Source organism: Arthrobacter sp. 24S4-2, from assembly GCF_005280255.1.
Lineage (GTDB): Bacteria > Actinomycetota > Actinomycetes > Actinomycetales > Micrococcaceae > Arthrobacter.
Map to the genome: position 1 here is coordinate 1,878,825 of NZ_CP040018.1, position 23,116 is coordinate 1,901,940.

General features: G+C 65.5%; 19 protein-coding genes, 1 tRNA gene and 1 pseudogene. 17 read left to right on the top strand and 4 right to left on the bottom strand.

Annotated features, from left to right (window positions below; genetic code table 11):
- Positions 1 to 49: 49 nt before the first annotated feature.
- The gene (locus FCN77_RS08610; RefSeq protein ID WP_137321934.1) at positions 50 to 1,966 is read left to right on the top strand and encodes an AMP-binding protein; all 1,917 of its coding nucleotides are present in this window, start codon (positions 50 to 52) and stop codon (positions 1,964 to 1,966) included.
- On the opposite strand, the gene FCN77_RS08615 is transcribed toward FCN77_RS08610, so the two are convergent.
- Both FCN77_RS08615 and FCN77_RS08620 read right to left on the bottom strand, forming a co-directional pair.
- A complete protein-coding gene (locus FCN77_RS08615; protein WP_137321935.1) occupies positions 1,963 to 2,673 on the bottom strand; it encodes a response regulator in 711 nt (236 codons plus the stop codon). The genes FCN77_RS08610 and FCN77_RS08615 overlap by 4 nt on opposite strands.
- Positions 2,670 to 4,368: pseudogene (locus FCN77_RS08620) on the bottom strand (ATP-binding protein). The gene FCN77_RS08615 and the pseudogene FCN77_RS08620 overlap by 4 nt, the downstream one beginning before the upstream one ends.
- A gap of 140 nt (positions 4,369 to 4,508) precedes the next feature.
- Here FCN77_RS08620 and FCN77_RS08625 point away from each other — a divergent pair.
- The 10 genes from FCN77_RS08625 (at position 4,509) to FCN77_RS08670 (ending at position 14,209) form a co-directional block, all read left to right on the top strand.
- The gene (locus FCN77_RS08625) at positions 4,509 to 5,849 is read left to right on the top strand and encodes a cation:dicarboxylase symporter family transporter (RefSeq protein WP_137321936.1); all 1,341 of its coding nucleotides are present in this window, start codon (positions 4,509 to 4,511) and stop codon (positions 5,847 to 5,849) included.
- A 243-nt stretch (positions 5,850 to 6,092) separates the two neighbouring features.
- Positions 6,093 to 6,992 (top strand): ParA family protein, encoded by a 900-nt coding sequence (locus FCN77_RS08630; protein WP_043480364.1) that lies wholly within the window; start codon positions 6,093 to 6,095, stop codon positions 6,990 to 6,992.
- Positions 6,993 to 7,006: 14 nt separating this feature from the next.
- Positions 7,007 to 7,846 (top strand): ScpA family protein, encoded by an 840-nt coding sequence (locus FCN77_RS08635; protein WP_137321937.1) that lies wholly within the window; start codon positions 7,007 to 7,009, stop codon positions 7,844 to 7,846.
- A gap of 101 nt (positions 7,847 to 7,947) precedes the next feature.
- Positions 7,948 to 8,517 (top strand): SMC-Scp complex subunit ScpB, encoded by a 570-nt coding sequence (locus FCN77_RS08640; protein ID WP_254679006.1) that lies wholly within the window; start codon positions 7,948 to 7,950, stop codon positions 8,515 to 8,517.
- Between the two features lie 109 nt (positions 8,518 to 8,626).
- Positions 8,627 to 9,847 (top strand): pseudouridine synthase, encoded by a 1,221-nt coding sequence (locus FCN77_RS08645; protein WP_137321939.1) that lies wholly within the window; start codon positions 8,627 to 8,629, stop codon positions 9,845 to 9,847.
- A gap of 4 nt (positions 9,848 to 9,851) precedes the next feature.
- Positions 9,852 to 10,961, top strand: coding sequence for a prephenate dehydrogenase (locus FCN77_RS08650; RefSeq protein WP_137321940.1), 1,110 nt, complete (start codon positions 9,852 to 9,854; stop codon positions 10,959 to 10,961).
- Positions 10,961 to 11,674 carry a (d)CMP kinase gene (cmk, locus tag FCN77_RS08655; protein WP_137321941.1) on the top strand — a complete coding sequence of 238 codons (714 nt, stop codon included), beginning with the start codon at positions 10,961 to 10,963 and terminating at the stop codon, positions 11,672 to 11,674. The genes FCN77_RS08650 and cmk overlap by 1 nt, the downstream gene beginning before the upstream one ends.
- A 64-nt stretch (positions 11,675 to 11,738) precedes the next feature.
- Positions 11,739 to 12,422, top strand: a complete 684-nt coding sequence (locus tag FCN77_RS08660; protein ID WP_137324704.1) for a 1-acyl-sn-glycerol-3-phosphate acyltransferase — start codon at positions 11,739 to 11,741, stop codon at positions 12,420 to 12,422.
- Positions 12,423 to 12,432: 10 nt separating this feature from the next.
- Positions 12,433 to 13,983: a ribosome biogenesis GTPase Der gene (gene der, locus FCN77_RS08665; RefSeq protein WP_137321942.1), complete on the top strand. Its 1,551-nt coding sequence runs from the start codon at positions 12,433 to 12,435 to the stop codon at positions 13,981 to 13,983.
- 149 nt (positions 13,984 to 14,132) lie between these two features.
- Positions 14,133 to 14,209, top strand: a tRNA-Pro gene (locus FCN77_RS08670).
- 87 nt (positions 14,210 to 14,296) lie between these two features.
- On the opposite strand, the gene FCN77_RS08675 is transcribed toward FCN77_RS08670, so the two are convergent.
- The gene (locus tag FCN77_RS08675; RefSeq protein WP_137321943.1) at positions 14,297 to 15,187 is read right to left on the bottom strand and encodes an Fpg/Nei family DNA glycosylase; all 891 of its coding nucleotides are present in this window, start codon (positions 15,185 to 15,187) and stop codon (positions 14,297 to 14,299) included.
- Between the two features lie 147 nt (positions 15,188 to 15,334).
- On the opposite strand from FCN77_RS08675, the gene gcvH reads away from it, so the two are divergent.
- From gcvH to FCN77_RS08700, 5 genes are all read left to right on the top strand, one after another.
- On the top strand, positions 15,335 to 15,721 hold the full coding sequence (gcvH, locus tag FCN77_RS08680; RefSeq protein WP_137321944.1) for a glycine cleavage system protein GcvH: 387 nt from the start codon (positions 15,335 to 15,337) through the stop codon (positions 15,719 to 15,721).
- Positions 15,722 to 15,856: 135 nt separating this feature from the next.
- Entirely contained in the window at positions 15,857 to 16,333 is a 477-nt protein-coding gene (locus tag FCN77_RS08685) for an FHA domain-containing protein (RefSeq protein WP_137321945.1), read from the top strand.
- Positions 16,334 to 16,356: 23 nt separating this feature from the next.
- Positions 16,357 to 17,073 carry a MerR family transcriptional regulator gene (locus tag FCN77_RS08690; protein WP_137321946.1) on the top strand — a complete coding sequence of 239 codons (717 nt, stop codon included), beginning with the start codon at positions 16,357 to 16,359 and terminating at the stop codon, positions 17,071 to 17,073.
- The gene (locus FCN77_RS08695) at positions 17,073 to 17,576 is read left to right on the top strand and encodes a bifunctional nuclease family protein (protein ID WP_137321947.1); all 504 of its coding nucleotides are present in this window, start codon (positions 17,073 to 17,075) and stop codon (positions 17,574 to 17,576) included. Before FCN77_RS08690 ends, FCN77_RS08695 begins: the two co-directional genes overlap by 1 nt.
- Positions 17,577 to 17,817: 241 nt before the next feature.
- A complete protein-coding gene (locus tag FCN77_RS08700) occupies positions 17,818 to 18,414 on the top strand; it encodes a MerR family transcriptional regulator (RefSeq protein WP_137321948.1) in 597 nt (198 codons plus the stop codon).
- Between the two features lie 148 nt (positions 18,415 to 18,562).
- Here the strand turns inward: FCN77_RS08700 and FCN77_RS08705 are convergent, their stop codons facing one another.
- Positions 18,563 to 19,399, bottom strand: a complete 837-nt coding sequence (locus FCN77_RS08705) for a ParA family protein (protein WP_137321949.1) — start codon at positions 19,397 to 19,399, stop codon at positions 18,563 to 18,565.
- 308 nt (positions 19,400 to 19,707) lie between these two features.
- Here FCN77_RS08705 and FCN77_RS08710 point away from each other — a divergent pair, with 308 nt between their 5' ends.
- Positions 19,708 to 23,103 (top strand): pyruvate carboxylase, encoded by a 3,396-nt coding sequence (locus FCN77_RS08710; RefSeq protein WP_137321950.1) that lies wholly within the window; start codon positions 19,708 to 19,710, stop codon positions 23,101 to 23,103.
- Positions 23,104 to 23,116: the final 13 nt, after the last annotated feature.

Here is a 23,116-nt window from a genome sequence, read left to right on the forward strand (position 1 = left end):
CCCGCGCTAGCATGAGCCACATCACAACGTAGTGGACGGGATTCATTTCATGGTTACCAAGAGCTACCGGGACAGTTACGAACGAAGCCTGGAACAGCCCGAAGGATTCTGGCTGGAAGCCGCGAATAAGGTCTCGTGGTCCTCACCGCCGGCGAAGGCGCTCGACTCCGGCCGGGCCCCACTGTACGACTGGTTTCCCGACGGCCTGCTGAACACGTCCTTCAACGCGCTTGACCGCCACGTGCTGGCCGGCCGCGGTGAACAGGACGCCCTGATCTACGATTCCGCGATGCTCGGGGAACAGCGGCGGTTCAGCTACTCGGAGCTCACCGACCTGGTTTCCCGCTTCGCCGGCGTGCTCCGCGCGCAGGGTGTGGGCAAGGGGGACAGGGTGGTGATTTACATGCCGATGATCCCGGAGGCTGTGATTGCCATGCTCGCCACAGCCAGGCTGGGCGCGGTCCATTCAGTGGTCTTCGGCGGTTTTGCGCCCAAGGAACTGGCCGCCCGCATCCGCGATGCCGAACCGGCTGCAGTGGTCACGGCGTCCGGCGGCATCGAGCCGTCGCGCCGCGTGGAATACCTGCCCGCGGTGAATGAGGCCCTGGACCTTGCCGGCGCTGCGGACCTCCCTGTCCTTGTCAAGCACCGGGCCGGTTTCTCGGCCAGCGCCCCGGACGGCTGGCTGGACTGGGACGCCGAGATGGCCGGTGCCGTGCCCGCCGCGCCTGTGGACGTCAGCGCCACCGATCCCCTTTACATCCTGTACACCTCCGGTACCACCGGGGCCCCCAAAGGCGTCGTGCGGGACAACGGCGGGCATGCTGTGGCCCTCGCCTGGACCATGGAGAACATCTACGACGTCGGCCCGGGAGACGTGATGTGGACGGCATCGGACGTCGGCTGGGTGGTGGGCCACTCCTACATCGTGTACGGACCGCTATTGGCCGGGGCCGCCACCGTCCTGTACGAGGGCAAGCCTGTGGGGACGCCGGACGCGGGGGCCTTCTGGCGGGTGATCCAGGACCATCAGGTCAATGTCCTGTTCACGGCTCCCACCGCGCTGCGGGCCATCCGGAAGGCCGACCCCGAGGCGAAACTCCTGGCGGGATACGACATTTCCAGCCTGCGGACTCTCTTCGCCGCGGGCGAGCGGCTCGACACCGACACGTACCACTGGGCGGCCAACACCCTTGGCGTGCCGGTGGTGGACCACTGGTGGCAGACGGAAACGGGCTGGGCCATTTCCGCCAACCCACGCGGGCTGGAGCCTTTGCCCATCAAGGCCGGTTCGCCTACGGTGCCCATGCCCGGTTTTGATCTCCGGATCGTGGACGGAGCCGGAGAGGACGTGTCGGGTGCCGAAGAAGGGAACATCGTGCTGGGCCTTCCCCTCCCGCCCGGGACGCTCACCACGCTCTGGCGGGACGACGAACGCTACATTTCCTCCTACCTCCAGGCATTCGAGGGCCACTACGCCACCGGCGACTCCGGCTACCGGGACGCGGACGGCTACTTGTTCGTTATGGGCCGGACCGATGACATCATCAACGTCGCCGGACACCGGCTGTCCACCGGCTCCATGGAACAGGTGATCGGGCAGCACCCCGCCGTGGCCGAGTGCGCGGTCATTGGCGTGTCTGATCCGCTCAAGGGCCAGCATGCGAGCGGTTACGTGGTGCTAAAGGCAGGAGTGGAAGTCGCAGATGCGGTGTTGGCCCAGGAATTGATAGCCCTGGTCCGCCGCGACATCGGCCCCGTGGCGGACTTCAAGAATGTCACGGTGGTGGATGCGCTGCCCAAGACCCGGTCCGGGAAGATCCTGCGTAAAACGATGCGCCAGATTGCCGACGGCGAGGGCTTCGTGGTCCCGTCAACCATTGAGGACTCCGGTGTGATCGACCGGTTGATGGCTGTGCTTCGTCCAGGCACCGGAAACCCGTCGCAGGGCCGGGAGGACGGCTAGCTGCGGGTCCAGCGGTATTCGTTCTCCGGCCGCCCCGGCGCGCCGTAGCGGGCGGTGCGGGAGACGGTTCCGGCGTCCGCAAGGTATTCAAGGTAACGCCGGGCGGTCACCCGTGACATCCCGAGACCGTCCATGACCTCCGTGGCCGAGACCGCGTCCTGCTGCTGCCTCATGAACTCCTGCACGGCGTCCAGGGTCGACGTCGACAGTCCCTTGGGGAGCGGCAGCTCACTTGGCGCCCGCAGGCTTGCGAAGGCCTGGTCGACGTCGCTCTGTGAAGCTCCGGCCTTGGTCCCGCCGGAGCCGGCGGCGAGCTGCTCGCGGAAGAGGCGGTAGCTCGCCAGCTTGTCCGCAAATGTTGCGAAGGTGAAGGGCTTGATCAGGTACTGGACCACGCCGATGGACACGGCGCTGCGCACGATGTTCAGTTCGCGCACGGCGGTAATGGCAATGATGTCCGCGAACAGCCCCGCGGACCGCATCCGCCGGGCGATGTCCAGCCCGTGGAGATCGGGAAGGTTCATGTCCAGCAGGACCAGCTCCACGGGGTTGCCGGCGGCCGCGAATTCCGTCAGCAGGCGCAGGGCCGACTGTCCGTCGGGGGCTGTTCCGGCGAGGGAGAAGCCGTCGAGCCTTCCCACGTACGCGGCGTGCGCCGCGGACGCTACGGGTTCGTCCTCGACGACGAGGACTCTGATATCGCTCATTTGGGCTCCTTGGTGGTGCCGGCTGCATTGCCGGAAACGGCACCGGGTATGGCACGGGGTACGGCGTCTGAAGCGGTGCCTGAAGTGGTGGCGGCCGGGAGGAAGACGTGGAAATGTGCCCCGCGGGGGTTGGTGATGGTCATGGTGCCGCCCAGCCGGTGGACGGCCTGCCGGACCAGCGCCAGGCCGAGCCCGCGCCCGTACTTGCCGGGGTCTTGGTGCTGAAGCCGTAGCGGAATACATCATCCACGGCACCGGGATCGATTCCGCGTCCGGAGTCCTGCACAGTGATCTCCACGCCCCGGCCCCCCGAGTCTACTGACAGTTCCACCCACTTGGGCGCCGGGGCATCGGCCGCCGCATCGATGGCATTGTCCAGCAGATTGCCCAGAATGGTCACCAGGTCCTGGACAGCGACTCCGGCCGTCCCTGCAGTGCTGTTGGCTTGCAGGCCGAGCTCCACGCCGCGCTCGTGGGCCTCTGCTGCCTTGCCCATCACCAGGGCGCTCAGGACGGGCTCCTCCATGGAGCCCACCATCTCGTCGGTGAGCTGCTGGCTGAGCTCCAGGTCCTTGGTGGCAAAATCGAGGGCTTCATCCGCCCTGCCCAGTTCCATGAGCGAAACGATCGTGTGGAGGCGGTTTGCATGCTCGTGGGTCTGGGCCCGCAGGGCATCGGAAAGAGTCCGCATGGTTTCCAGTTCACTGCCCAGGGATTCGATCTCCGTGCGGTCGCGAATAGTTGCCACGGTGCCGAAGACCGCCGGACGCTGCCGGCCGGCCGAGGACGCCGGGCCAACCGCGGGCCCTGGTTCACCACCAGGACCCGGGTCCCGGCCAGGTGGATTTCATCGAGCGCAGTCCGCCCGGACTCGAACAGGTCCTTCAGGCTGGTTGCCAGCGGGAGACCGCTGAGCAGCGCAGCGTCGGCGGGGTCGCCCCCGGAAGGCCGTGGGGCCAGGTCCAGGAGCTCGGCGGCCTGGTCGTTGTACATCACCACCCGGCCCTTGGGGTCGATCAGGATGACTCCCTCGCGGACGGAGTGCAGGACGGACTCGTAATACGCAAAAAGCTGGGCCAGTTGCTCGGGTCCCCATCCCCGGGTGACATTGCGCAGGTAGCGGCCCAGCAGCCACGAGGCCACGGATCCGCCCACCAGCAGGGCGAAGGCAATGGCCAGCAGGGCCGGCAGCCGGCCGGAGACGGCAACGTCCACCGTCCGCACTGTCACTCCCGCAGCCACCAGGGCCCTGACGTTCCCGGACTGGTCCTTGACCGGTGCGATGGTGCGCACGGACGGTCCCAGGGTGCCGGCCGTGATTTCGGTGAACACCTGGCCGTTCAGGGCGGCGTCGATGGAACCGATGTAGGGCTTGCCGAGTTCCTCGTCGTTGGGGTGCGTCCACCTGGTCCGGTCCGGAGCCATGATGGTGATGAAGTCCGCATCGGCGTCGGCCATGACATCCAGGGCATAGGGCTGGAGCGTAGCGGACGGATTAGACGTCCCGGCCGCCTGAAGCACCAGGGGATTGTCGGCAATCGCCGTGGCGATGCCTGACATGCGCCGGCCCGCTTCCTCATAGGCGTGGTCGCGTGCGTCGATGAACGTGGCCGTTCCCACTGTTGCGGTCAGCGCGAGCATGAACAGCAAATGCGCCACGAAGAGCCGGCGCGCAATGCTCCACTTATGCCTCATTCCAACCTTCCATGACCAATATGAACGCAACGGTGAGCCAGGTCACGCCATGCCCAATGATGGATATCACACCGGACGGACGTGAAGAGCCCAGAGAATGTGCCGCAACGTCTTCCAGATTATCCATAAGGAGACACATCATGGCTTCTCAACGAGGAGAGTCAGCCGCGCCAGTCAAGGCCGCGCGCAAAGGGCTCGACAAAACCCATTATCTCTACATCGCCGTCATCGTGGCCGTTGTCCTTGGCGCAGCGATCGGACTGCTGTTCCCGGAGGTGGGCAAGAACCTCAAGCCCCTCGGTGACGGATTCATCAAGCTGATCAAGATGATGATCGCTCCGGTCATCTTCTGCACCATCGTCCTGGGCATCGGTTCCATCGCCAAAGCCGCCACCGTGGGCAAGGTCGGCGGACTGGCGCTGGGCTACTTCGTCGTTATGTCCACGTTCGCATTGGCCATCGGCCTGGTGGTGGGCAACATCATCCACCCCGGCGAGGGACTCAAGCTGAGCGCGTACGACCCCAACAAGAAGGCCGCCGCGGACAGCACCGTTGACTTCCTGCTGGGCATCATTCCCGGTGACATCCCGGTGCTGCCCACCCTCCTGGCCGCCATCCTGGTTGGCTTCGCTCTCCAGAAGATGGGCGCCCAGGGCGCTCCGATCCTCAAGGCAATCGCGCACGGCCAGGCCCTCGTCTTCCGTATCCTGATCATGGTGATGTGGCTGGCTCCCATCGGTGCTTTCGGCGCCATCGCCGCTGTCGTCGGTGCCACCGGATTCCAGGCAATCGTGGGCATGTTCACGCTCATGGTGGCCTTCTACATCACGTGCGCCCTGTTCATCGTGGTCATTCTTGGCGGCCTCCTGCAGGTAGTGGCAGGCGTCAACATCTTCCGGCTCATGAAGTACCTCAGCCGGGAATACCTGCTGATTTTCTCCACGTCCTCGTCCGAGGCGGCCCTGCCCCGCCTGATCGCCAAGATGGAGCACCTTGGTGTGTCCAAGCCGGTCGTCGGCGTCACCGTCCCCACCGGATACTCCTTCAACCTGGACGGGACCGCCATCTACCTGACCATGGCGTCCTTGTTCGTGGCCAACGCCATGGGCACCCCGCTGGACCTCGGTGCGCAGATTTCCCTGCTGATCTTCATGATCATTGCATCCAAGGGTGCCGCAGGTGTGTCGGGTGCCGGCCTGGCCACCCTGGCCGCAGGACTCCAGGCACATGCCCCGCAACTGCTGGGCGGCGTCGGCATGATCGTCGGCATCGACCGCTTCATGTCCGAGGCCCGCGCGCTGACCAACTTCACGGGCAATGCCGTGGCCACGGTCCTCATCGGCACCTGGGTCAAGGAAATCGACGGCGGCCAGGTGGATCGCGTCCTCTCGGGCGAAGAGCCCTTCGACGAGCAGACCATGATCGCAGGCCACCACATGGCAGAGGAAGCGCCGGCGGCAGCGGTTCCGGCCCGCGCCTGAACCGAACACCCGAAACATGGCGCCCCGGCGCCAAGACCGCCCGTGCAGGATCTCCTGCGCGGGCGGTTTTTCGCGTCGCCGGACACAACCTTCGGCCTTTACCAGAAGGTAAAGGCTCAATCAAGGACGCGTGTCAAGTTCCGTCGGATCACGGGCGGGGCGCTGTAACCTTGGTGGGAAGTAGCATCGGCGCTGAACATTCAGCGGCAGGACACCAACGTCATCGAAAGTGTGGATAGATACGTGAGTAGCGAGCAGGGTTCAGCAACTCTGGAAGGCACCGAACTCGACCTGGAAGACGCCGTCATGGGTCCCACCGGGCGTCCCTACCGCGAATTCCCCGAGCCTGCGCCGCTGTCTTCCCACGGCCCCGCCCGTGTGATCGCCATGGTGAACCAGAAAGGCGGCGTCGGCAAGACGACGTCCACCATCAATCTGGCCGCTGCGCTCGCCGAATACGGCCGCCGTGTCCTGCTGGTGGACTTCGATCCCCAGGGCGCCCTGTCTGCAGGCCTCGGGACGAATCCGCATGAACTGGACCTCACTGTCTACAACGTGCTGATGGACCGCAAGGTGGACATCCGGGACGCCATCCAGCACACCGGCGTCGAGAACGTGGACCTGCTGCCGGCCAACATCGACCTCTCCGCCGCTGAAGTCCAGTTGGTCAACGAGGTTGCCCGGGAACAGGTCCTGGACCGCGCGTTGAAGAAGGTTGAGGACGAATACGACGTCGTGCTGATCGACTGCCAGCCGTCGCTCGGCCTGCTTACCGTCAACGCCCTCACGGCCGCCCACGGCGTCATCATCCCGCTAATCTGCGAATTCTTTGCCCTGCGCGCGGTGGCGCTGCTGGTGGAAACCATCGACAAGGTCCAGGACAGGCTGAACCCCAGGCTCCAGGTGGACGGCGTGCTGGCTACCATGTACGACGCCCGTACCCTGCACAGCCGCGAGGTCATCAGCAGGCTCGTGGAGGCCTTCGGTGACAAGGTCTTCGAGACTGTCATCAAACGTTCCATCAAGTTTGCCGACGCCACTGTCGCCGCGGAGCCCATCACCAGCTACGCCGCCAACCACATCGGGGCAGACGCCTACCGCCGCCTGGCCAAGGAGCTGATTTCGCGCGGCGGCGCGCCCTAGCCAACACCGTGGCATTGGCAGGCACCCCGCTCGCTCCGGCGGAGACGGCGAAAAAACCCGGCTTCGAAGTCCGGCTGGCAAACTTCACCGGCCCCTTCGACCTCTTACTCGGCCTGATTACCAAGCACCAGCTGGACATTACGGAAGTGGCCCTGGCCACGGTCACCGACGAATTCATCAAGTACATCAAGAACCTCCAGCAGCTGGGGGAGGAGTGGGCCCTTGACGAGGCCAGCGAGTTCCTGGTGATCGCCGCCACGCTCCTGGACCTCAAAGCCGCCCGGCTCCTGCCGGCAGGCGAGGTCGAGGACGATGAGGACATCGCACTGCTCGAGGCGCGGGACCTTCTGTTCGCCCGCCTGCTCCAGTACAAGGCCTTCAAGCAGGTGGCCGGACTGATCAACACCACCCTGGAGCTCGAAGCCCGCAGCTACCCGCGCCAGGTTGCCCTTGAGGGACACTTCGCGGCGCTGCTTCCGGAACTGGTGTGGCGGCATACGCCGCAGCAGTTCGCCGCCCTGGCCGACGCTGCGCTGAAGCCCAAGGAAGCAGCATCCAACGAAGTCGGCCTGGCACACCTCCACGGCAGTGCCGTCAGCGTTAAGGAGCAGGCCGAAATCCTGGGGCTGAAGCTCCAGCAGGGGCGGCCGATGTCGTTCCGGGCACTCATCGCCGACGCCGAATCCACCCTCGTGGTGGTGGTGCGGTTTTTGGCACTGCTGGAGATGTTCCGTGACAAGGCGGTCGGGTTCGACCAGCTCCTCCCGCTGGGCGACCTCACCGTTCATTGGACTGCGGGGAATGATGACTGGAGCAGTGACCATCTCAGCGAGGAATACGAGGAGCAGCCTTGAGCGCCACAACGTCGGATCCGGGCACGAGCGGGGAAGGGGACGGCGGGCTTAATGTCGCCGATCTCCCCGGCGGCGCACGCGCCGCGATTGAAGCCGTGCTCATGGTGATCGACCAGCCGGCCACAGCCACCGAACTGGCCGCAGGGCTGAACCTGACGGTCGACGCCGTCGAGCAGCTGCTCGCGGAACTTCAGCGTGAGTATAACGGCTATACTGTTAATGCCCCGGACACGGACGTTGCCAGCGAAACTGGCCACAAATCCAGCCCCCGGGGTTTTGAATTGCGGAATATCGCCGGAGGCTGGCGCATCTATTCCCGCGCGGAGTTCGCCGATGTCGTAGGCGGGTTCGTGCTGGACGGACAGACAGCCAGGCTGACGCAGGCGGCGCTCGAAACGCTCGCCGTCATCGCATACCGCCAGCCCGTGTCACGGGCCAGGGTGTCTGCAATTCGAGGAGTTAATGTTGACTCTGTCGTGCGGACGCTGATGCAGCGGGGACTGATCGAAGACTCGGGAACAGATCCCGAGTCCGGAGCCATCCTTTACCGCACGACGTCGTATTTCCTGGAACGCATGGGAATCGGCTCGGTGGCTGAGTTGCCGCAGCTTTCACCCCATCTTCCGGGGCTTGAAGGCATCGAAGAGTTCTACGACGCCGGAAGAATGTAGGCAGTTTCCCTGCCTGCGCACGAGTATCCACCAGGCGGAACCAATCTGCCCGGCTGGCTGGTGTTGTCGGGAGACAACCATCGCCGGCCAACATAACGAAGGACGGGTCATGACACAGGCGGGACGCCAGGGTTCACCACGTAACAGTTCGGGACGCAACAGCGCCGGACGCGGCAATGCCGCACAAGGCGCCGGGCAAAATAGAGCCGGACGCAATCCGGCGCAGGGCGGCAGCCGCGCAGGCGGCGCCGGCTACAAGGGCGGCGGCGACCGCCCCTTCAAGCACCCCAAGCCTCGTGAAGAGGCCTTCATCGATCCGGACCTGCAGGGTCCGGCCGGCGCGCCGGCAGACCGCCCGGCATCAGGAGACTGGAAGCAGGGCAAGCCTGCCGCCCGGAAGCCCGGTTCGCGCAAGCCCGGCGCAGGCAAGGTCCCCGGCACGCCCGGCGCCCTCAAGCCCAAGCCGCGCTCCACTGCGGCCAAGGCCTTCGCTACGCGCGCCTTCGGCGGCGAGCGGTTCGGCCAGAACCTCGGCGCCGTCCGCAAGCCCTCGCGCAAGCGCGGCCCCCGCGGCGACGTCCCGCAGTCCGAACTTCACGACGCCGACGGCGTCCGTCTGCAAAAGGTCATGGCCTCGGCCGGCGTCGCTTCGCGGCGCGTCTGCGAGGAAATGATCTCCGAGGGCCGCGTTGAAGTGGACGGCAAGGTGGTCACCGAACTCGGCGTCCGCGTTGACCCGAAAACCGCCGTGGTTCACGTGGACGGCTTGCGCATCCAGCTGGACGAAAACATGGTCTACATGGTGTTCAACAAGCCCAAGGGCGTTGTGTCCACCATGGAGGACCCGGACGGCCGCCCGTGCATCAGTGACTTCGTCCGCAACACCAACGGCGAACGCCTCTTCCATGTGGGACGCCTCGACGTCGCCACCGAGGGCCTGCTGCTGCTGACGAACGACGGCGAACTCGCCAACCGTCTGACGCACCCGTCCTACGAAGTGCCCAAGACGTACCTGGTCCAGGTGCGCGGCCCGTTCCCGCAGGGAATCGGCGCACAGCTGAAGTCCGGCGTCGAACTCGAAGACGGATTCGCCTCGGTGGACTCGTTCAAGCTGGTCGACTCCACCCCGGGCCACGTCCTGATCGAGGTCGTGCTGCACTCCGGCAAGAACCGCATCGTGCGCCGGCTCTTCGACGCGGTCGGTTTCCCCGTGCTGCGGCTGGTGCGCGTCAAGGTGGGCCCCATCGGGCTGGGAGACCAGCGCCAGGGGAGCATCCGCAACCTCGGCAAGCAGGAAGTCGGCCACCTGCTGGCATCCGTAGGGCTGTAAGCGCATGTCTGCATTTCGTACCCACGGCCGGGGGCACCTGAACGGCCCGGTGGTGGTTATCGGAACGGGGCTGCTGGGTACCAGTATCGGGCTCGGCCTCAGGGGGCGCGGCGTATCCGTGTTCCTGTCCGACCCGTCGCCTACCAACCAGGCTGTCGCCGTCGATATCGGGGCGGGCCTGCCGTTGGCGCGCCTCGGTGACGAACAGCCCGAACTGGTGGTTGTTGCCGCACCGCCGGACGTGACGGCTGACGTGGTGGAACAGGCGCTGGCTGATTTCCCGGAGGCTACGGTGGTGGACATCGCCAGCGTCAAGGCCGGCATCCTGTCCGAGCTGCGGGGCCGCGGAGTGGACCTGAGCCGTTACGTGGGGACGCATCCGATGGCCGGGCGGGAAAAATCCGGTCCGGTGGCGGCCCGCGGTGAACTGTTCACGTCCATGCCGTGGGTGGTTTGCCCGTCCGAAGAGACCTCGAACGGTGCCCAGCAGGCAGCACGCTCGCTGGCAGTGGATCTGGGCGCCGTCGTGACGCAGTTCGGTGCCGAGGAACACGACCAGGCTGTTGCCCTGGTATCGCATTTGCCCCAGGTGATGTCCTCGCTGGTGGCCAGCCGGCTGCAGGGCACGCCGATGCACGCGCTTTCGCTGGCCGGCAACGGCCTCCGTGACGTCACGCGCATCGCGGCCAGCGATCCCACCTTGTGGGTCCAGATCCTTGGGGCCAACGCCGGGCAGCTCGTTGACATCCTGCACGGGGTACGCGAAGACCTGAACCGCCTGATCGGCACCTTGGAGGATCCCACCGCCCCCGGCGCCCGCCTTGACCTGGCACAGCTGATCAGCGAGGGCAACGCAGGGCAGTCCCGGATACCGGGGAAGCACGGCGGACCTCCGCAGGCGTATTCCTGGCTGACTGTCCTGGTGGATGACCGGCCGGGGCAGATCGCCCGCCTCCTCACCGAGATCGGTGAAATCGGGGTTAACCTCGAAGACCTGCGGCTGGATCATTCTTCCGGGCAGAATGTAGGCATGGTGGAGCTCTCGGTTCTGCCCAACAAACATGATCTGCTGATCGAAGCACTCAACGACCGTGGATGGCGGGTACTGCAGTAATGACACAGGAACTCATCGATACCGTGCCCATGCTCCGCCAAGGCCGGCCGCTGGTTGTGGCTATCGACGGCCCGTCGGGGTCCGGAAAATCCAGCGTCAGCCGCGAAGTCGCACGGCGCCTTCGCCTCGCCTACCTTGATACCGGAGCCATGTACCGTGCCCTGACCTGGTACTGCCTGGACCGGGGGATTGACTTGGGCGACGCCGCTGCCATCGAACAGGCCTCCGAGGACCTGCCGTTGGAAGTCAGCACCACCCCGAACGAGGAATTCGTACATGTCGGCGGAACCGACGTCACCCAGGCCATCCGGGAACCGGCCATCTCCTCGGCCGTCAGTGCCATTGCCACCACCCTGGGCGCACGCAAGGAGCTGGTCCGCCGTCAGCGTGAGCTGATCGAGGTCCATCACCGCCGCATCGTGGTGGAGGGCCGTGACATTACCACCGTCGTCGCCCCCGGCGCTGAGGTCCGCATGCTGCTGACCGCCAGCGAGGAGGCCCGGCTTCGCCGCCGCGGAGTCCAGCTCGGTGGGACGCAGACCGCCGAACAGCTTGCGGCCCAGGTCACGCAGCGCGATGCCAAGGACTCCGCCGTAGTGAACTTCACTACGGCGGCGGATGGCGTTGTCACCTTGGATTCTTCGGATCTGGACTTCGACGGCACGGTTGACGCGGCCTTGGGCATTGTCAACAAGGTCGTCAATCGTGACTGACGGCGGACGGCACCCCCGGACCCCGCTCCCGGTGGGAACTCCTGTACTCCCGGCCGCCTGGACAATGGTCTGGAGCCGCCCAGTCGGCTGGTTCCTGGACCACGTTGTCTACCGGACAACTGTCCACGGACGGGAAAACGTGCCGTCGGATGGCCCTGTGATCTTCGCCGGCAACCACATCAGCTTCCTGGACGGCCCGGTGATGTTCGGTGCGTCGCCGCGCCCGATGCACATCCTGGTCAAGAAGGAGATGTTCAAGGGGTTCCTCGGACGGGTGCTGCAGGCATCCGGCCAGCTTCCCGTTGACCGGTCGGGTGACCGTGCCGCGCTGCAGCTCAGTAAGGCCGCGCTCGACGCCGGCCGTTGCGTCGGCATCCTCCCGGAAGGAACGCGGGGGAGCGGCGAGGCATCGACCATCAACAATGGGGTGGCCTGGCTCGCGCTGAACTCCAGTGCGGCGGTGGTTCCGGTTGCCATCCTGGGCACCAGGATTGCCGGAGAGCACCTCGACGCCGTTCCGCGGCCCGGCAGGAAGCTGCACGTCAGCTTCGGCGAAGCCGTTGCAGTGAGCCGCGAAAGCGGCGAGACGGGCCGTGTTTCAATGGACAGGGCGGGAAACGAGATCCGCGCAGCCCTGGCACGGCACGTCCAACAAACCATTCAACTCAGCGGGCAGTCCCTGCCCGGCGCGGATTCCCCGCAAGAACGCCATAAAGAAGTAGCCGGGACGCCGGCAGATCACCACTAAGGAAAGTGCAATGAGCGATACGACTCAAACCTCCGGCAACTTTGGCGCCGGCGAAGACGAATACACGCCCACCGGCACGGACCAGGTGGCAGAGCATCTTGCTGCCTTGGACGATGACGAGGCCGAGCTTCGTGCCGCCTCCCTCCGGGCCGGCCTGGACGACTACGAACTGGACGAGGAGGACGCCGCCCTCCTGAGCGGCCACTACGACGACCAGGACTTCGACGGTCCGGTCAAGCTGGACCCCGTCCTGGCCATCATCGGACGGCCCAACGTGGGCAAGTCCACGCTCGTGAACCGCATTCTCGGCCGCCGCGAAGCCGTGGTGGAAGACACCCCCGGAGTCACCCGCGACCGTGTCATGTACTCGGCACAGTGGAACGGCCGCAATTTCACAATCGTTGACACCGGCGGCTGGGAGCATGATGCCCGCGGCATCCACGCCCGGGTGGCCGAACAGGCCGAGATGGCCGTAGAACTTGCTGACGCCGTGCTGTTCGTCGTCGATTCGGCCGTCGGCGCCACCGCCACGGACGAAGCCGTCGTCAAGATGCTGCGCAAGTCCAAGAAGCCGGTCATCATGGTGGCCAACAAGGTGGACGACTTCGCCCAGGAAGCCGACTCGGCAACGCTCTGGGGCCTCGGCTTCGGCGAGCCGTACCCGGTGTCAGCGCTGCACGGCCGCGGCGTCGCCGACCTCCTGGACCACGTGATGGACACCCTGCCCGAGTTCTCTACGATCGAGGGCCTGGAGCGGTCCGGCGGACCCCGGCGCATCGCCCTGATCGGACGCCCGAACGTGGGCAAGTCCTCGCTGCTGAACAAGCTGGCGGGTTCCGAGCGCGTGGTGGTGGACAACACCGCCGGCACCACCCGCGACCCCGTCGATGAGTTCATCGAACTCGGCGGACGCACCTGGCGCTTCGTGGACACCGCCGGCATCCGCCGCCGCCAGCACATGGCCCAGGGCGCCGACTTCTACGCCTCGCTGCGCACGCAAAGCGCCCTCGAAAAGGCTGAGGTCGCCGTCGTGCTCCTTGCCGTGGATGAAGTGCTCAGTGAGCAGGACGTCCGCATCCTTCAGCTGGCCATCGAATCAGGGCGTGCCCTGGTTCTCGCGTTCAACAAGTGGGACCTGCTCGACGACGAACGCCGCAGCTACCTGGAACGGGAAATTGAACAGGACCTGGCCCACGTGGCCTGGGCCCCGCGGGTCAACATTTCGGCCCTGACCGGCTGGCACAAGGACCGCTTGGTTCCTGCGCTGGACACCGCACTGGAAAGCTGGGACAAGCGCATCCCCACGGGCCGGCTCAATGCTTTCCTCGGCGAGCTCGTTGCCGCGCACCCGCACCCGGTCCGCGGCGGCAAGCAGCCCCGCATCCTCTTCGGCACCCAGGCCTCCAGCCGCCCGCCGAAGTTCGTGCTGTTCACCACCGGATTCCTGGATCCGGGATACCGCCGCTTCATCACCCGCCGTCTCCGCGAAACCTTCGGTTTCGAGGGCACCCCGATCGAGGTCAACATGCGTGTCCGCGAAAAGCGGGGCAAGAAGCGTTAATTCCGACACACCTTGCCCGTGACACCCATAAAGTGTCACGAGCACCCTCCGGAATCGTGTAAGCTTTTGGAGGTGGTTCGGCCGGACTGCTGAGGTGAAAATCCCGGGGAAACCCGGAGTCACACCGAGGCGGAGAACGGCGGAACTAACGGGCTGTAGCGCAGCTTGGTAGCGCACTTGACTGGGGGTCAAGGGGTCGCAGGTTCAAATCCTGTCAGCCCGACCAACAAAAAGAGCCGCCCCATCTCCGGGAAATATCCCGGGGGTGGGGCGGTTTTTCGTTGTTCCAATCCCGGCGGCTGTTTGTCGGCCGCTACTTCAGGAAACGCGACGTCCGCCGGTCCGCCAGGATCTTGCCGCCCGTCTGGCACGTCGGGCAGTACTGCAGCGACCGGTCGGCGAAAGACACCTCCCGGACTGTGTCCCCACATACCGGGCAGGGCTGGCCTGTCCGGCCGTGGACCCGCATGGTGCTGCGCTTGGCATCCTTCAGTTCGTTCGGCGCCTTGCCGACCGCCTCTGCCACGGCTGCCCCCAGCACGCTGTGCATGGAGTCGTACAGGACCTTGACGGCGTCCGGCCCCAGGGACTTTGCGATGGCGAACGGGGAGATCCGGGCCGCGTGCAGAATCTCGTCGCTGTAGGCGTTGCCGATTCCGGCAATGACGCCCTGGTTCCGTAACAGTCCCTTAATCTGCTGTGTGCTGGTGGAAAGAATCCCGGCGAACGCGTCAAGGTCGAAGGAAGGACTCAACGGCTCCGGACCTAGGGAAGCGATTCCCGGAATCTCCACCGGATCCCGGACCACATAGAGCGCCAGGCTCTTTTTGGTTCCCGCCTCGGTCAGGTCGATGCCCAGATGCGCTTCGCCGCTGGCGGCATCGGGCCCGGCCCTGGTGAACTCCAGCCGCGCAGCGATGTACCCCTTGCCGCGGGAGAGCTGGGCGTGCGTCGGTGATTCCGTGTACCGCAGCCAGCCGGCCTTGGCCAGATGGAACGCGAGGTAGGTGCCGCCGGCATCCACGATGATGAACTTTCCCCGGCGCTCCACGCCCGTGATGGTCCGCCCTTCCAGCACCGAATAAGGCGGGTCCGCCGTCTTGAGGACCGCGAAGGAGACGATCTGGATTTTCGTCAGCACGGCTCCGCGGAGCTGGGTGCCCAGGAATGCGCTCAGCCCGGCCACTTCGGGTAGTTCTGGCATGGCACCACTGTGCCACAAGGGACCGGCCCGGGGCTCCCTTCGGCGGCCATTGATATGCATATACTTTCAGCGGCGGCTTGTTCTGCAGACCTCCGTTGACATTGCTGATTGACCGTTAGTCCTGGTTGACCCGATGAAAGGCCCCTGATGAGCAACATTCCCGAAGACCTGTCCTACACTGCCGAACACGAGTGGGTTACCGCCCCGAACGCCGATGGCGTGGTTCGCGTAGGCATCACCGATTTTGCCCAGGACGCTCTGGGCGACGTCGTGTACGCCCAGATGCCGGAAGTGGGCACCAAAGTTACTGCGAACGACGTCGTGGGCGAGGTCGAGTCCACCAAGAGCGTGAGCGACATCTACGCCCCCGTGAGCGGCGAAGTCGTTTCCCGGAACGAAGCCCTGGACACCGATTCGGCCCTTATCAACAGCGATCCCTACGGCGAGGGCTGGCTGATCGAAGTCAAGCTCGCCGAAGCTGACGCAGTGGAGTCCCTGCTCAGTGCATCGGAGTACGAACAACAGGTAGGCTAAAGATAACCGGCATGGAGGTCCGGCTGTTAAGGACTTAACAGCCGGACAACAGGCCGCAGGACCGGATCTGCCAGGCTTTTCCGGAGGGCGCGCGTTGTTTGCAGGGGGACATCTGCAACGGAAGAGGAGGAATCCATGGTTGGTCACGAAAAGAACCACAGCAGTGGTGATTACGGCACGGGCGGAGTGAAGGCTTCGGAGACCACCTCGATCCACCTCACGCCAGTCCGTGACGAGCCGATCATTGAGCCCAGGCTGTCCCGGGAGGAACGGGTTGCCGTCGAGGCACTGCCTTTCGGTTCGGCACTACTGGTCGCCCACAGCGGACCCAACGCGGGCGCGCGCTTCCTGCTGGACTCGGACGTCACCACGGCCGGCCGCCACCCGGACGCGGACATCTTCCTTGACGACGTCACAGTGTCCCGCCGGCACGTCGAATTCCGCCGCACCGCCCGCAGCTTCGAGGTCGTTGACACCGGAAGCCTGAACGGAACGTACGTCAACCACGACCGCGTGGACAGTGTGGAGCTCAGGTCCGGAAATGAAGTCCAGATCGGCAAGTTCCGGCTCACCTTCTACCTCAGCCCTGCCCGCGCAGCAGGCAACGTCTGATACCGGGGTAGTTGCCTGTGGCAATGGCACAACCGGAACGGCGCGGACCCCAGGTCCTGAACATCGGGGAAGTACTCGCGCAGCTGAGCGACGACTTTCCTGGAATGACGGCGTCGAAAATCAGGTTCCTTGAAGAAAAAGGCCTGATCAACCCGCAACGCACGCCCGCCGGCTACCGGCAGTACGCGGACACTGACGTTGAGCGGCTGCGGTTCGTGCTGGCACTTCAGCGCGACCAGTACCTTCCGCTGAAAGTCATCAAGGACTACCTCGACGCGATCGACCGGGGGGAGCGCCCCGAGAACCTGCCGCCCGGGGTGACAGTTTCGCCCCGGATTGTGTCCGATGAGCTCGCCACCGAACTGCATAACAAAGTGCGCCGGCTGAGTGAGGAGCAGCTGCGGGCCGAGTCCGGTGCAAGCGTTCCGCTGCTGCAGTCGCTCCTCGACTTCGGCCTCATTGGCCACGTCAACGGCAAGTTCGATGAGCACGCCCTCCAGGTGGCCCGCGCCTGCGTCCAGCTGGAAAGCCACGGCCTCGAGCCACGTCACCTGCGGCCCTTCCAGGCCGCCGCGGAGCGGGAATTCGGCCTGGTGGAAAGGGCTGTCGCCCCGCTGACCTCCCGCAAGGACGCCGCGTCCCACGCCCGCGCGGCCGAGGCAGCCCGGGAAATCAGTGATCTCTGCCTGACGCTTCACCGGGCCCTGGTGCAGGACCGTATATCGCGAATGGACATCTGATGATTGAAGTCGAGATCGTGGGTGTGAGGATCGAATTGCCCTCGAACCAGCCGCTGGTGCTGCTCCGCGAGATCCATGGCGAACGGCACGTGCCCATCTGGATCGGCACGCCCGAAGCCAGTGCAATTGCGCTGGCCCAACAGGGTGTGGTGCCGCCGCGTCCCATGACCCATGACCTCCTCATCGACGTTGTTGAGTCTTTGGGCCACTCGATCGTCAGCGTGAATATTGTTGCGGTGGAAGACAACATCTTCTACGGCCAGCTGCAGTTCGAAGACGGCACCACGGTGAGCTCCAGGGCCTCTGACGCCCTTGCCCTGGCCTTGCGGGCCAAGTGCCGCATCTGGTGTGCGGATTCCGTCATGGATGAAGCCGGTGTCCGGATCACCGAACACGATGAGGGCGAGGATACCGAGGCCGGTCCCACCGTGGACGAGGAGCGGGAACTGCGGCGTTTCCGCGAGTTCCTCGACGATGTGGAACCGGAAGACTTCGACGGCTGAGGTCACACTAAGGTTAAAGTTGAGGCTGAAAGTTTCGACACGCCCCCGTAATGGGGCCAACGTCTTTGACCTTGGGGCGTGGCGGGCCTAACGTCGAAGGTATCAAGTTCCCATTGCATACAACAGCCGCGCAAGTCACACTGGAATGTGCAGCTCCGGCTGAATTACACGGATGAATTTCCGGGCCGTGATCGCTGTTGCTGCAACTTCCTTAGGGGAGCATACGACGAGGAGGGTCCACGTGAGTCCGAAAGGCGAAGCAGGCGAGCTAAAGCAGGCTTCAACAGCAGGTGTCGCCCTGCCCGCGAGCGGTGCCCAGGGCCTCCTCTTCACGGAAGACCTTCCCGTCCTGGACGAGGACGCAGGTTACCGCGGTCCGACCGCCTGCAAGGCTGCCGGCATTACTTACCGCCAATTGGACTACTGGGCACGCACTGGGCTCGTGGAGCCCGCCGTGCGGGGTGCCGCCGGTTCCGGGTCGCAGCGTCTTTATGGTTTCCGCGACATCCTGGTGCTGAAGGTGGTCAAGCGCCTGCTGGACACCGGAGTCTCGCTGCAGCAGATCCGCTCCGCAGTGGAGCACTTGCGGGAGCGCGGCGTTGAAGACCTCGCCCAGATCACCCTGATGAGCGACGGCGCGAGCGTCTACGAGTGCACCTCTGCCGACGAAGTCATTGATCTGGTCCAGGGCGGACAGGGCGTCTTCGGGATCGCCGTCGGCCGCGTCTGGCGCGAAGTGGAAGGCAGCCTCGCAGCCCTTCCCAGCGAGCACGCCGTCGAGCAGTCCTTTCCGGACGATGAGCTCAGCAAGCGCCGGGCCGCCCGCAAGATCAGCTGACACCGCAGACCGGCCGGATGTGGAACCGGCAAGAGACCAGACTTAGCAGAAAGGCCGCTTTCCGTGAGGAAGGCGGCCTTTCCTGCGCTCAGCTTGCGTGGCTGCAGCCATGGCTGCCCGCTGTGGCGGCGTTCCCGCTGCGGAGCAGCTAGCGCAGGCTGCGTTCCCGGACAGCAGCGCCCGAAACGGCGCCGTTCGAGTCAAGGAGGTTGTCCAGCAGCGTGTTGAAGAGGCCGGCGGCGTTCTTTGCGGAGTCGCCCGGCCAGTGGTGCACGGAGTGGGCCGCGCCCTGGATCTGCTGCCAGTTGGCCTGCTCGGGGATATAGGGCGTCAGCAGGAGTTCGCCGAACATCGACTGCATCTCTGCCAGGCGGAAGGCGTGCTCGGACGAGCCGGTGCGGACGCGGTTTGCCACAATTCCGGCGGGGGAGAGGTTCGGGGCGAACTCCTGGCGGAACAACTGGATGGCGCGCATGGTGCGCTCCGTTCCTGCCACCGAGAACAGGCCGGGTTCCGCCACGAGGGCCACCTTGTCGCTCGCTGACCAGGCCATCCGCGTGAGCCCGTTCAATGACGGAGGGCAGTCAACGAGGATCAGCTGGTATTTGTCAGTTCCGGCGAGCACCGCCGAGAGCCTCCGCAGGTCCCTGCGGCCGAGGTCCGGGCGGTCGTAGATGCCGGTATACGCCGAGCCCACCGCCACGTCCAGGACGGCGGGGCGTGCGCCGTTGTAGTTTTCCCGGGCCACCCAGCCGCTGGTGACAACGTTCTCCGCCAGGCGGGCACGGCGGGGGCTCTTGAGCATCCTGCCGATGTCAAGCTGGTCATCGGGCTGGACGCCGAGCGCCGTGCTGGCGTCCGCATGCGGATCAAGATCCACCACAAGGGTGGGGATGCCGGCGGCCAAGGCCGCAGATGCCAATCCGCTGGTGACGGAAGTTTTGCCGACCCCGCCTTTGAGGCTGCTGATGCTGACTACTTGCACTTGAAAAACCAATACCTAACGCCGGTTGCCGTGTTGGGATAGTGCCGGCTCCGGCTCACCGGAGCGGAGGGCGCGCGTGCGCCACCTCCAACTCATCATATGTTGCCGCGGTGTTGAATCCCGTTTCATCGCGTGTGTGTGCGGCACTTCCCACACGGCTGCCGGGGGCATTGCGGTATTGGCCTGCTTAATGCCGCCGAGATGACGGATAATTCTGTGATGGTCGACACAATGATTTGTGTTTCCACTCGCGCGTCTTACACACTGTGACCACTTACCGAGTACACCCGCAATGATGCAGGAGAAGCATGTTTTCCAAGATTCTGGTGGCTAACCGCGGCGAAATCGCGATCCGTGCCTTCCGTGCCGGCTACGAGCTGGGCGCCAAGACTGTAGCTGTGTTCCCCAACGAGGACCGTAACTCGATCCACCGCCAGAAGGCTGACGAAGCATATCTGATCGGCGAAGAGGGCCACCCCGTCCGGGCATACCTCGACGTGGATGAAGTGGTCCGTGTGGCCAAGGAATCCGGCGCCGACGCCATCTACCCCGGTTACGGCTTCCTCTCCGAAAACCCACGGCTGGCCCGGGCCGCCAAAGAAGCCGGCATCACCTTTGTCGGGCCGCCTGCCGAGGTCCTCGAGCTGGCGGGAAACAAGGTTGCCGCCCTCGCGGCGGCACGCGCGGCCGGTGTTCCCGTGCTCAAGTCGAGCCAGCCCTCAAAGGACGTGGACGAGCTGATTGCGGCCGCCGATGAAATCGGCTTCCCCATCTTCGCCAAGGCTGTCGCCGGCGGTGGCGGTCGCGGCATGCGCCGGGTGGACACCCGCGAAGCCCTGCCCGAGGCGCTGCAGGCCGCCATGCGCGAGGCAGACGCCGCGTTCGGTGACCCCACCATGTTCCTGGAGCAGGCCGTCCTGCGTCCCCGCCACATCGAGGTCCAGATCCTGGCCGATGCCGAGGGCAACGTCATGCACCTCTTCGAGCGTGACTGCTCCATCCAGCGCCGGCACCAGAAGGTCATCGAGATCGCCCCGGCCCCGAACCTCGACGAGGGCATCCGGCAGGCGCTCTACCGTGACGCGGTCAAGTTCGCCAAGGCGCTTAACTACGTCAACGCCGGCACCGTCGAGTTCCTCGTGGACACCGTTGGTGAGCGCGCCGGCCAGCACGTTTTCATCGAAATGAACCCGCGCATCCAGGTGGAGCACACGGTGACCGAGGAAGTCACTGACGTGGACCTGGTCCAGGCACAGCTGCGCATCGCCTCGGGCGAGACGCTCGCGGACCTAGGGCTGTCGCAGGAAACAGTGCAGCTCAAGGGCGCCGCCCTGCAGTGCCGCATCACCACCGAGGACCCGGCCAACGGCTTCCGTCCGGACGTCGGAAAGATCACCGGTTACCGGTCCGCCGGCGGCGCCGGTGTGAGGCTCGACGGCGGCACCGTCTACTCGGGTGCCGAGATCAGCCCGCACTTCGACTCGATGCTGGTCAAGCTGACCTGCCGCGGCCGCGATTACCCCGCAGCCGTGGCGCGCGCCCGGCGTGCCCTGGCGGAATTCCGCATCCGTGGTGTGTCCACCAACATTTCCTTCCTCCAGGCCGTCCTGGACGACAAGGACTTCATCGCCGGGGATGTGGCCACCAACTTCATCGACCAGCGCCCCGAGCTGCTGAAGGCCCGTGTCTCCGCGGACCGTGGCACCAAGCTGCTGACGTGGCTTGCGGAGGTCACCGTCAACAAGCCCAACGGCGAACTTAAGGTCCACTCGAACCCCGCAGCGAAGCTGCCGGCCGTCGGCGACGCCCCCGCGCCCAAAGGTTCGCGCCAGCGGCTGCTGGAGCTGGGTCCCGAAGGCTTCGCCCAAGCCCTTCGCGACCAGGTAGCTGTTGCCGTCACCGACACCACGTTCCGTGACGCCCACCAGTCGCTGCTGGCCACCAGGGTCCGTACCCGCGACCTGGTGGCAGCCGGCCCGGCCGTCTCCTCGCTGCTGCCCGAGCTGCTCTCCGTTGAGGCCTGGGGCGGAGCCACCTACGACGTCGCGCTGCGTTTCCTCGGCGAGGACCCGTGGGACCGGCTTGCCGCACTGCGGAAGGCACTCCCGAACATCTGCCTGCAGATGCTCCTCCGCGGCCGGAACACGGTGGGCTACACCCCGTACCCGGAGGAAGTCACCGAGGCCTTCGTCAACGAGGCTGCAGCCACCGGCATCGATATCTTCCGGATCTTTGACGCCCTCAATGACGTCAACCAGATGGCTCCGGCCATCCGGGCTGTCCGTGCCACCGGCACCGCCGTCGCCGAAGTCGCCCTCTGCTACACCGGCGACATGCTCGATCCCGACGAAAAGCTGTACACCCTGGACTACTACCTGGAGCTGGCGCAGAAGATCGTCGACGCAGGCGCCCACATCCTGGCGATCAAGGACATGGCGGGCCTGTTGCGTCCTGCGGCCGCAGCGAAGCTTGTGGCGGCCCTGCGGGAGCGCTTCGACCTTCCGGTCCACCTGCACACCCACGACACCGCAGGCGGCCAGCTGGCCACGCTCCTGGCTGCAGTGGACGCCGGAGTGGACGCCGTTGACGTTGCATCGGCTTCCCTGGCCGGAACCACCAGCCAGCCTTCCGCCTCCGCACTGGTTGCAGCGCTGGCCCACACGCCGCGCGACACCGGCCTGAGCCTGGCCAAGGTCAGCTCGCTGGAGCCGTACTGGGAGGCCGTCCGCCGCGTCTACGCGCCGTTCGAATCAGGTCTGCCGGGTCCCACCGGCCGGGTCTACACGCACGAGATTCCCGGCGGCCAGCTCTCCAACCTGCGCCAGCAGGCAATGGCACTGGGCCTGGGCGAACGCTTCGAGGCAATCGAGGACATGTACACGGCGGCCGACCGGATCCTGGGCCGGCTGGTGAAGGTGACGCCATCCTCCAAGGTGGTGGGCGACCTCGCCCTGCACCTGGTGGGCCTCAACGCCGACCCCGCCGACTTCAACGAAAACCCGCAGAACTACGACATTCCGGATTCCGTCATCGGGTTCCTGTCCGGTGAACTCGGCGACCCTCCCGGAGGCTGGCCCGAGCCGTTCCGCACCAAGGCCCTCCAGGGCCGCAGCATCAAGGTGCGCGACGCCGAGCTCAGCGCCGAGGACAGCGCCGCCCTGAAGAGCGACTCCAAGACCCGGCAGCACACCCTGAACCGCCTGCTGTTCGAAGGTCCCACGAAGGACTACCTGAAGAGCGTTGAGACGTACGGCAACCTGTCGGTCCTGGACACCCGCGATTACCTGTTCGGGCTCCAGCGCGGCGCGGAACACGAGATCGAGCTGGAGAAGGGCGTGCACCTGATTGCCTCCCTCGAGGCCATTTCGGAGCCGGACGAGAAGGGCATGCGCACAGTGATGTGCACGCTCAACGGGCAGTCCCGGCCGGTTGTGGTCCGCGACCGCTCCGTCGTCAGCAACGTCAAGGCCGCTGAAAAGGCAGACCCGGCCCAGCCGGGCCAGGTCGCCGCCCCGTTCGCCGGCGCCGTCACCCTGACAGTCAAGGTGGGCGATGCCGTCATCGCCGGCGACACCGTTGCCACCATCGAGGCCATGAAGATGGAGGCCTCAATCACGACGCCGGCAGCCGGCACGGTCTCCCGGCTGGCAGTGTCCGCTGTGGAACAGGTCCAGGGCGGAGACCTGCTGCTCGTTGTCGAGTAAGGCAGTGAGTCGA

What these genes read in the sequence shown, in the direction of transcription:
- FCN77_RS08675 (WP_137321943.1), bottom strand. Translation starts at nt 15,187, where the DNA reads ATGCCAGAACTACCCGAAGTGGCCGGGCTGAGCGCATTCCTGGGCACC.
- der (WP_137321942.1), top strand. Translation starts at nt 12,433, where the DNA reads ATGAGCGATACGACTCAAACCTCCGGCAACTTTGGCGCCGGCGAAGAC.
- FCN77_RS08615 (WP_137321935.1), bottom strand. Translation starts at nt 2,673, where the DNA reads ATGAGCGATATCAGAGTCCTCGTCGTCGAGGACGAACCCGTAGCGTCC.
- FCN77_RS08650 (WP_137321940.1), top strand. Translation starts at nt 9,852, where the DNA reads ATGTCTGCATTTCGTACCCACGGCCGGGGGCACCTGAACGGCCCGGTG.
- FCN77_RS08710 (WP_137321950.1), top strand. Translation starts at nt 19,708, where the DNA reads ATGTTTTCCAAGATTCTGGTGGCTAACCGCGGCGAAATCGCGATCCGT.
- gcvH (WP_137321944.1), top strand. Translation starts at nt 15,335, where the DNA reads ATGAGCAACATTCCCGAAGACCTGTCCTACACTGCCGAACACGAGTGG.
- FCN77_RS08695 (WP_137321947.1), top strand. Translation starts at nt 17,073, where the DNA reads ATGATTGAAGTCGAGATCGTGGGTGTGAGGATCGAATTGCCCTCGAAC.
- FCN77_RS08645 (WP_137321939.1), top strand. Translation starts at nt 8,627, where the DNA reads ATGACACAGGCGGGACGCCAGGGTTCACCACGTAACAGTTCGGGACGC.
- FCN77_RS08690 (WP_137321946.1), top strand. Translation starts at nt 16,357, where the DNA reads ATGGCACAACCGGAACGGCGCGGACCCCAGGTCCTGAACATCGGGGAA.
- FCN77_RS08640 (WP_254679006.1), top strand. Translation starts at nt 7,948, where the DNA reads ATGGTGATCGACCAGCCGGCCACAGCCACCGAACTGGCCGCAGGGCTG.
- FCN77_RS08660 (WP_137324704.1), top strand. Translation starts at nt 11,739, where the DNA reads ATGGTCTGGAGCCGCCCAGTCGGCTGGTTCCTGGACCACGTTGTCTAC.
- FCN77_RS08625 (WP_137321936.1), top strand. Translation starts at nt 4,509, where the DNA reads ATGGCTTCTCAACGAGGAGAGTCAGCCGCGCCAGTCAAGGCCGCGCGC.
- FCN77_RS08685 (WP_137321945.1), top strand. Translation starts at nt 15,857, where the DNA reads ATGGTTGGTCACGAAAAGAACCACAGCAGTGGTGATTACGGCACGGGC.
- cmk (WP_137321941.1), top strand. Translation starts at nt 10,961, where the DNA reads ATGACACAGGAACTCATCGATACCGTGCCCATGCTCCGCCAAGGCCGG.
- FCN77_RS08610 (WP_137321934.1), top strand. Translation starts at nt 50, where the DNA reads ATGGTTACCAAGAGCTACCGGGACAGTTACGAACGAAGCCTGGAACAG.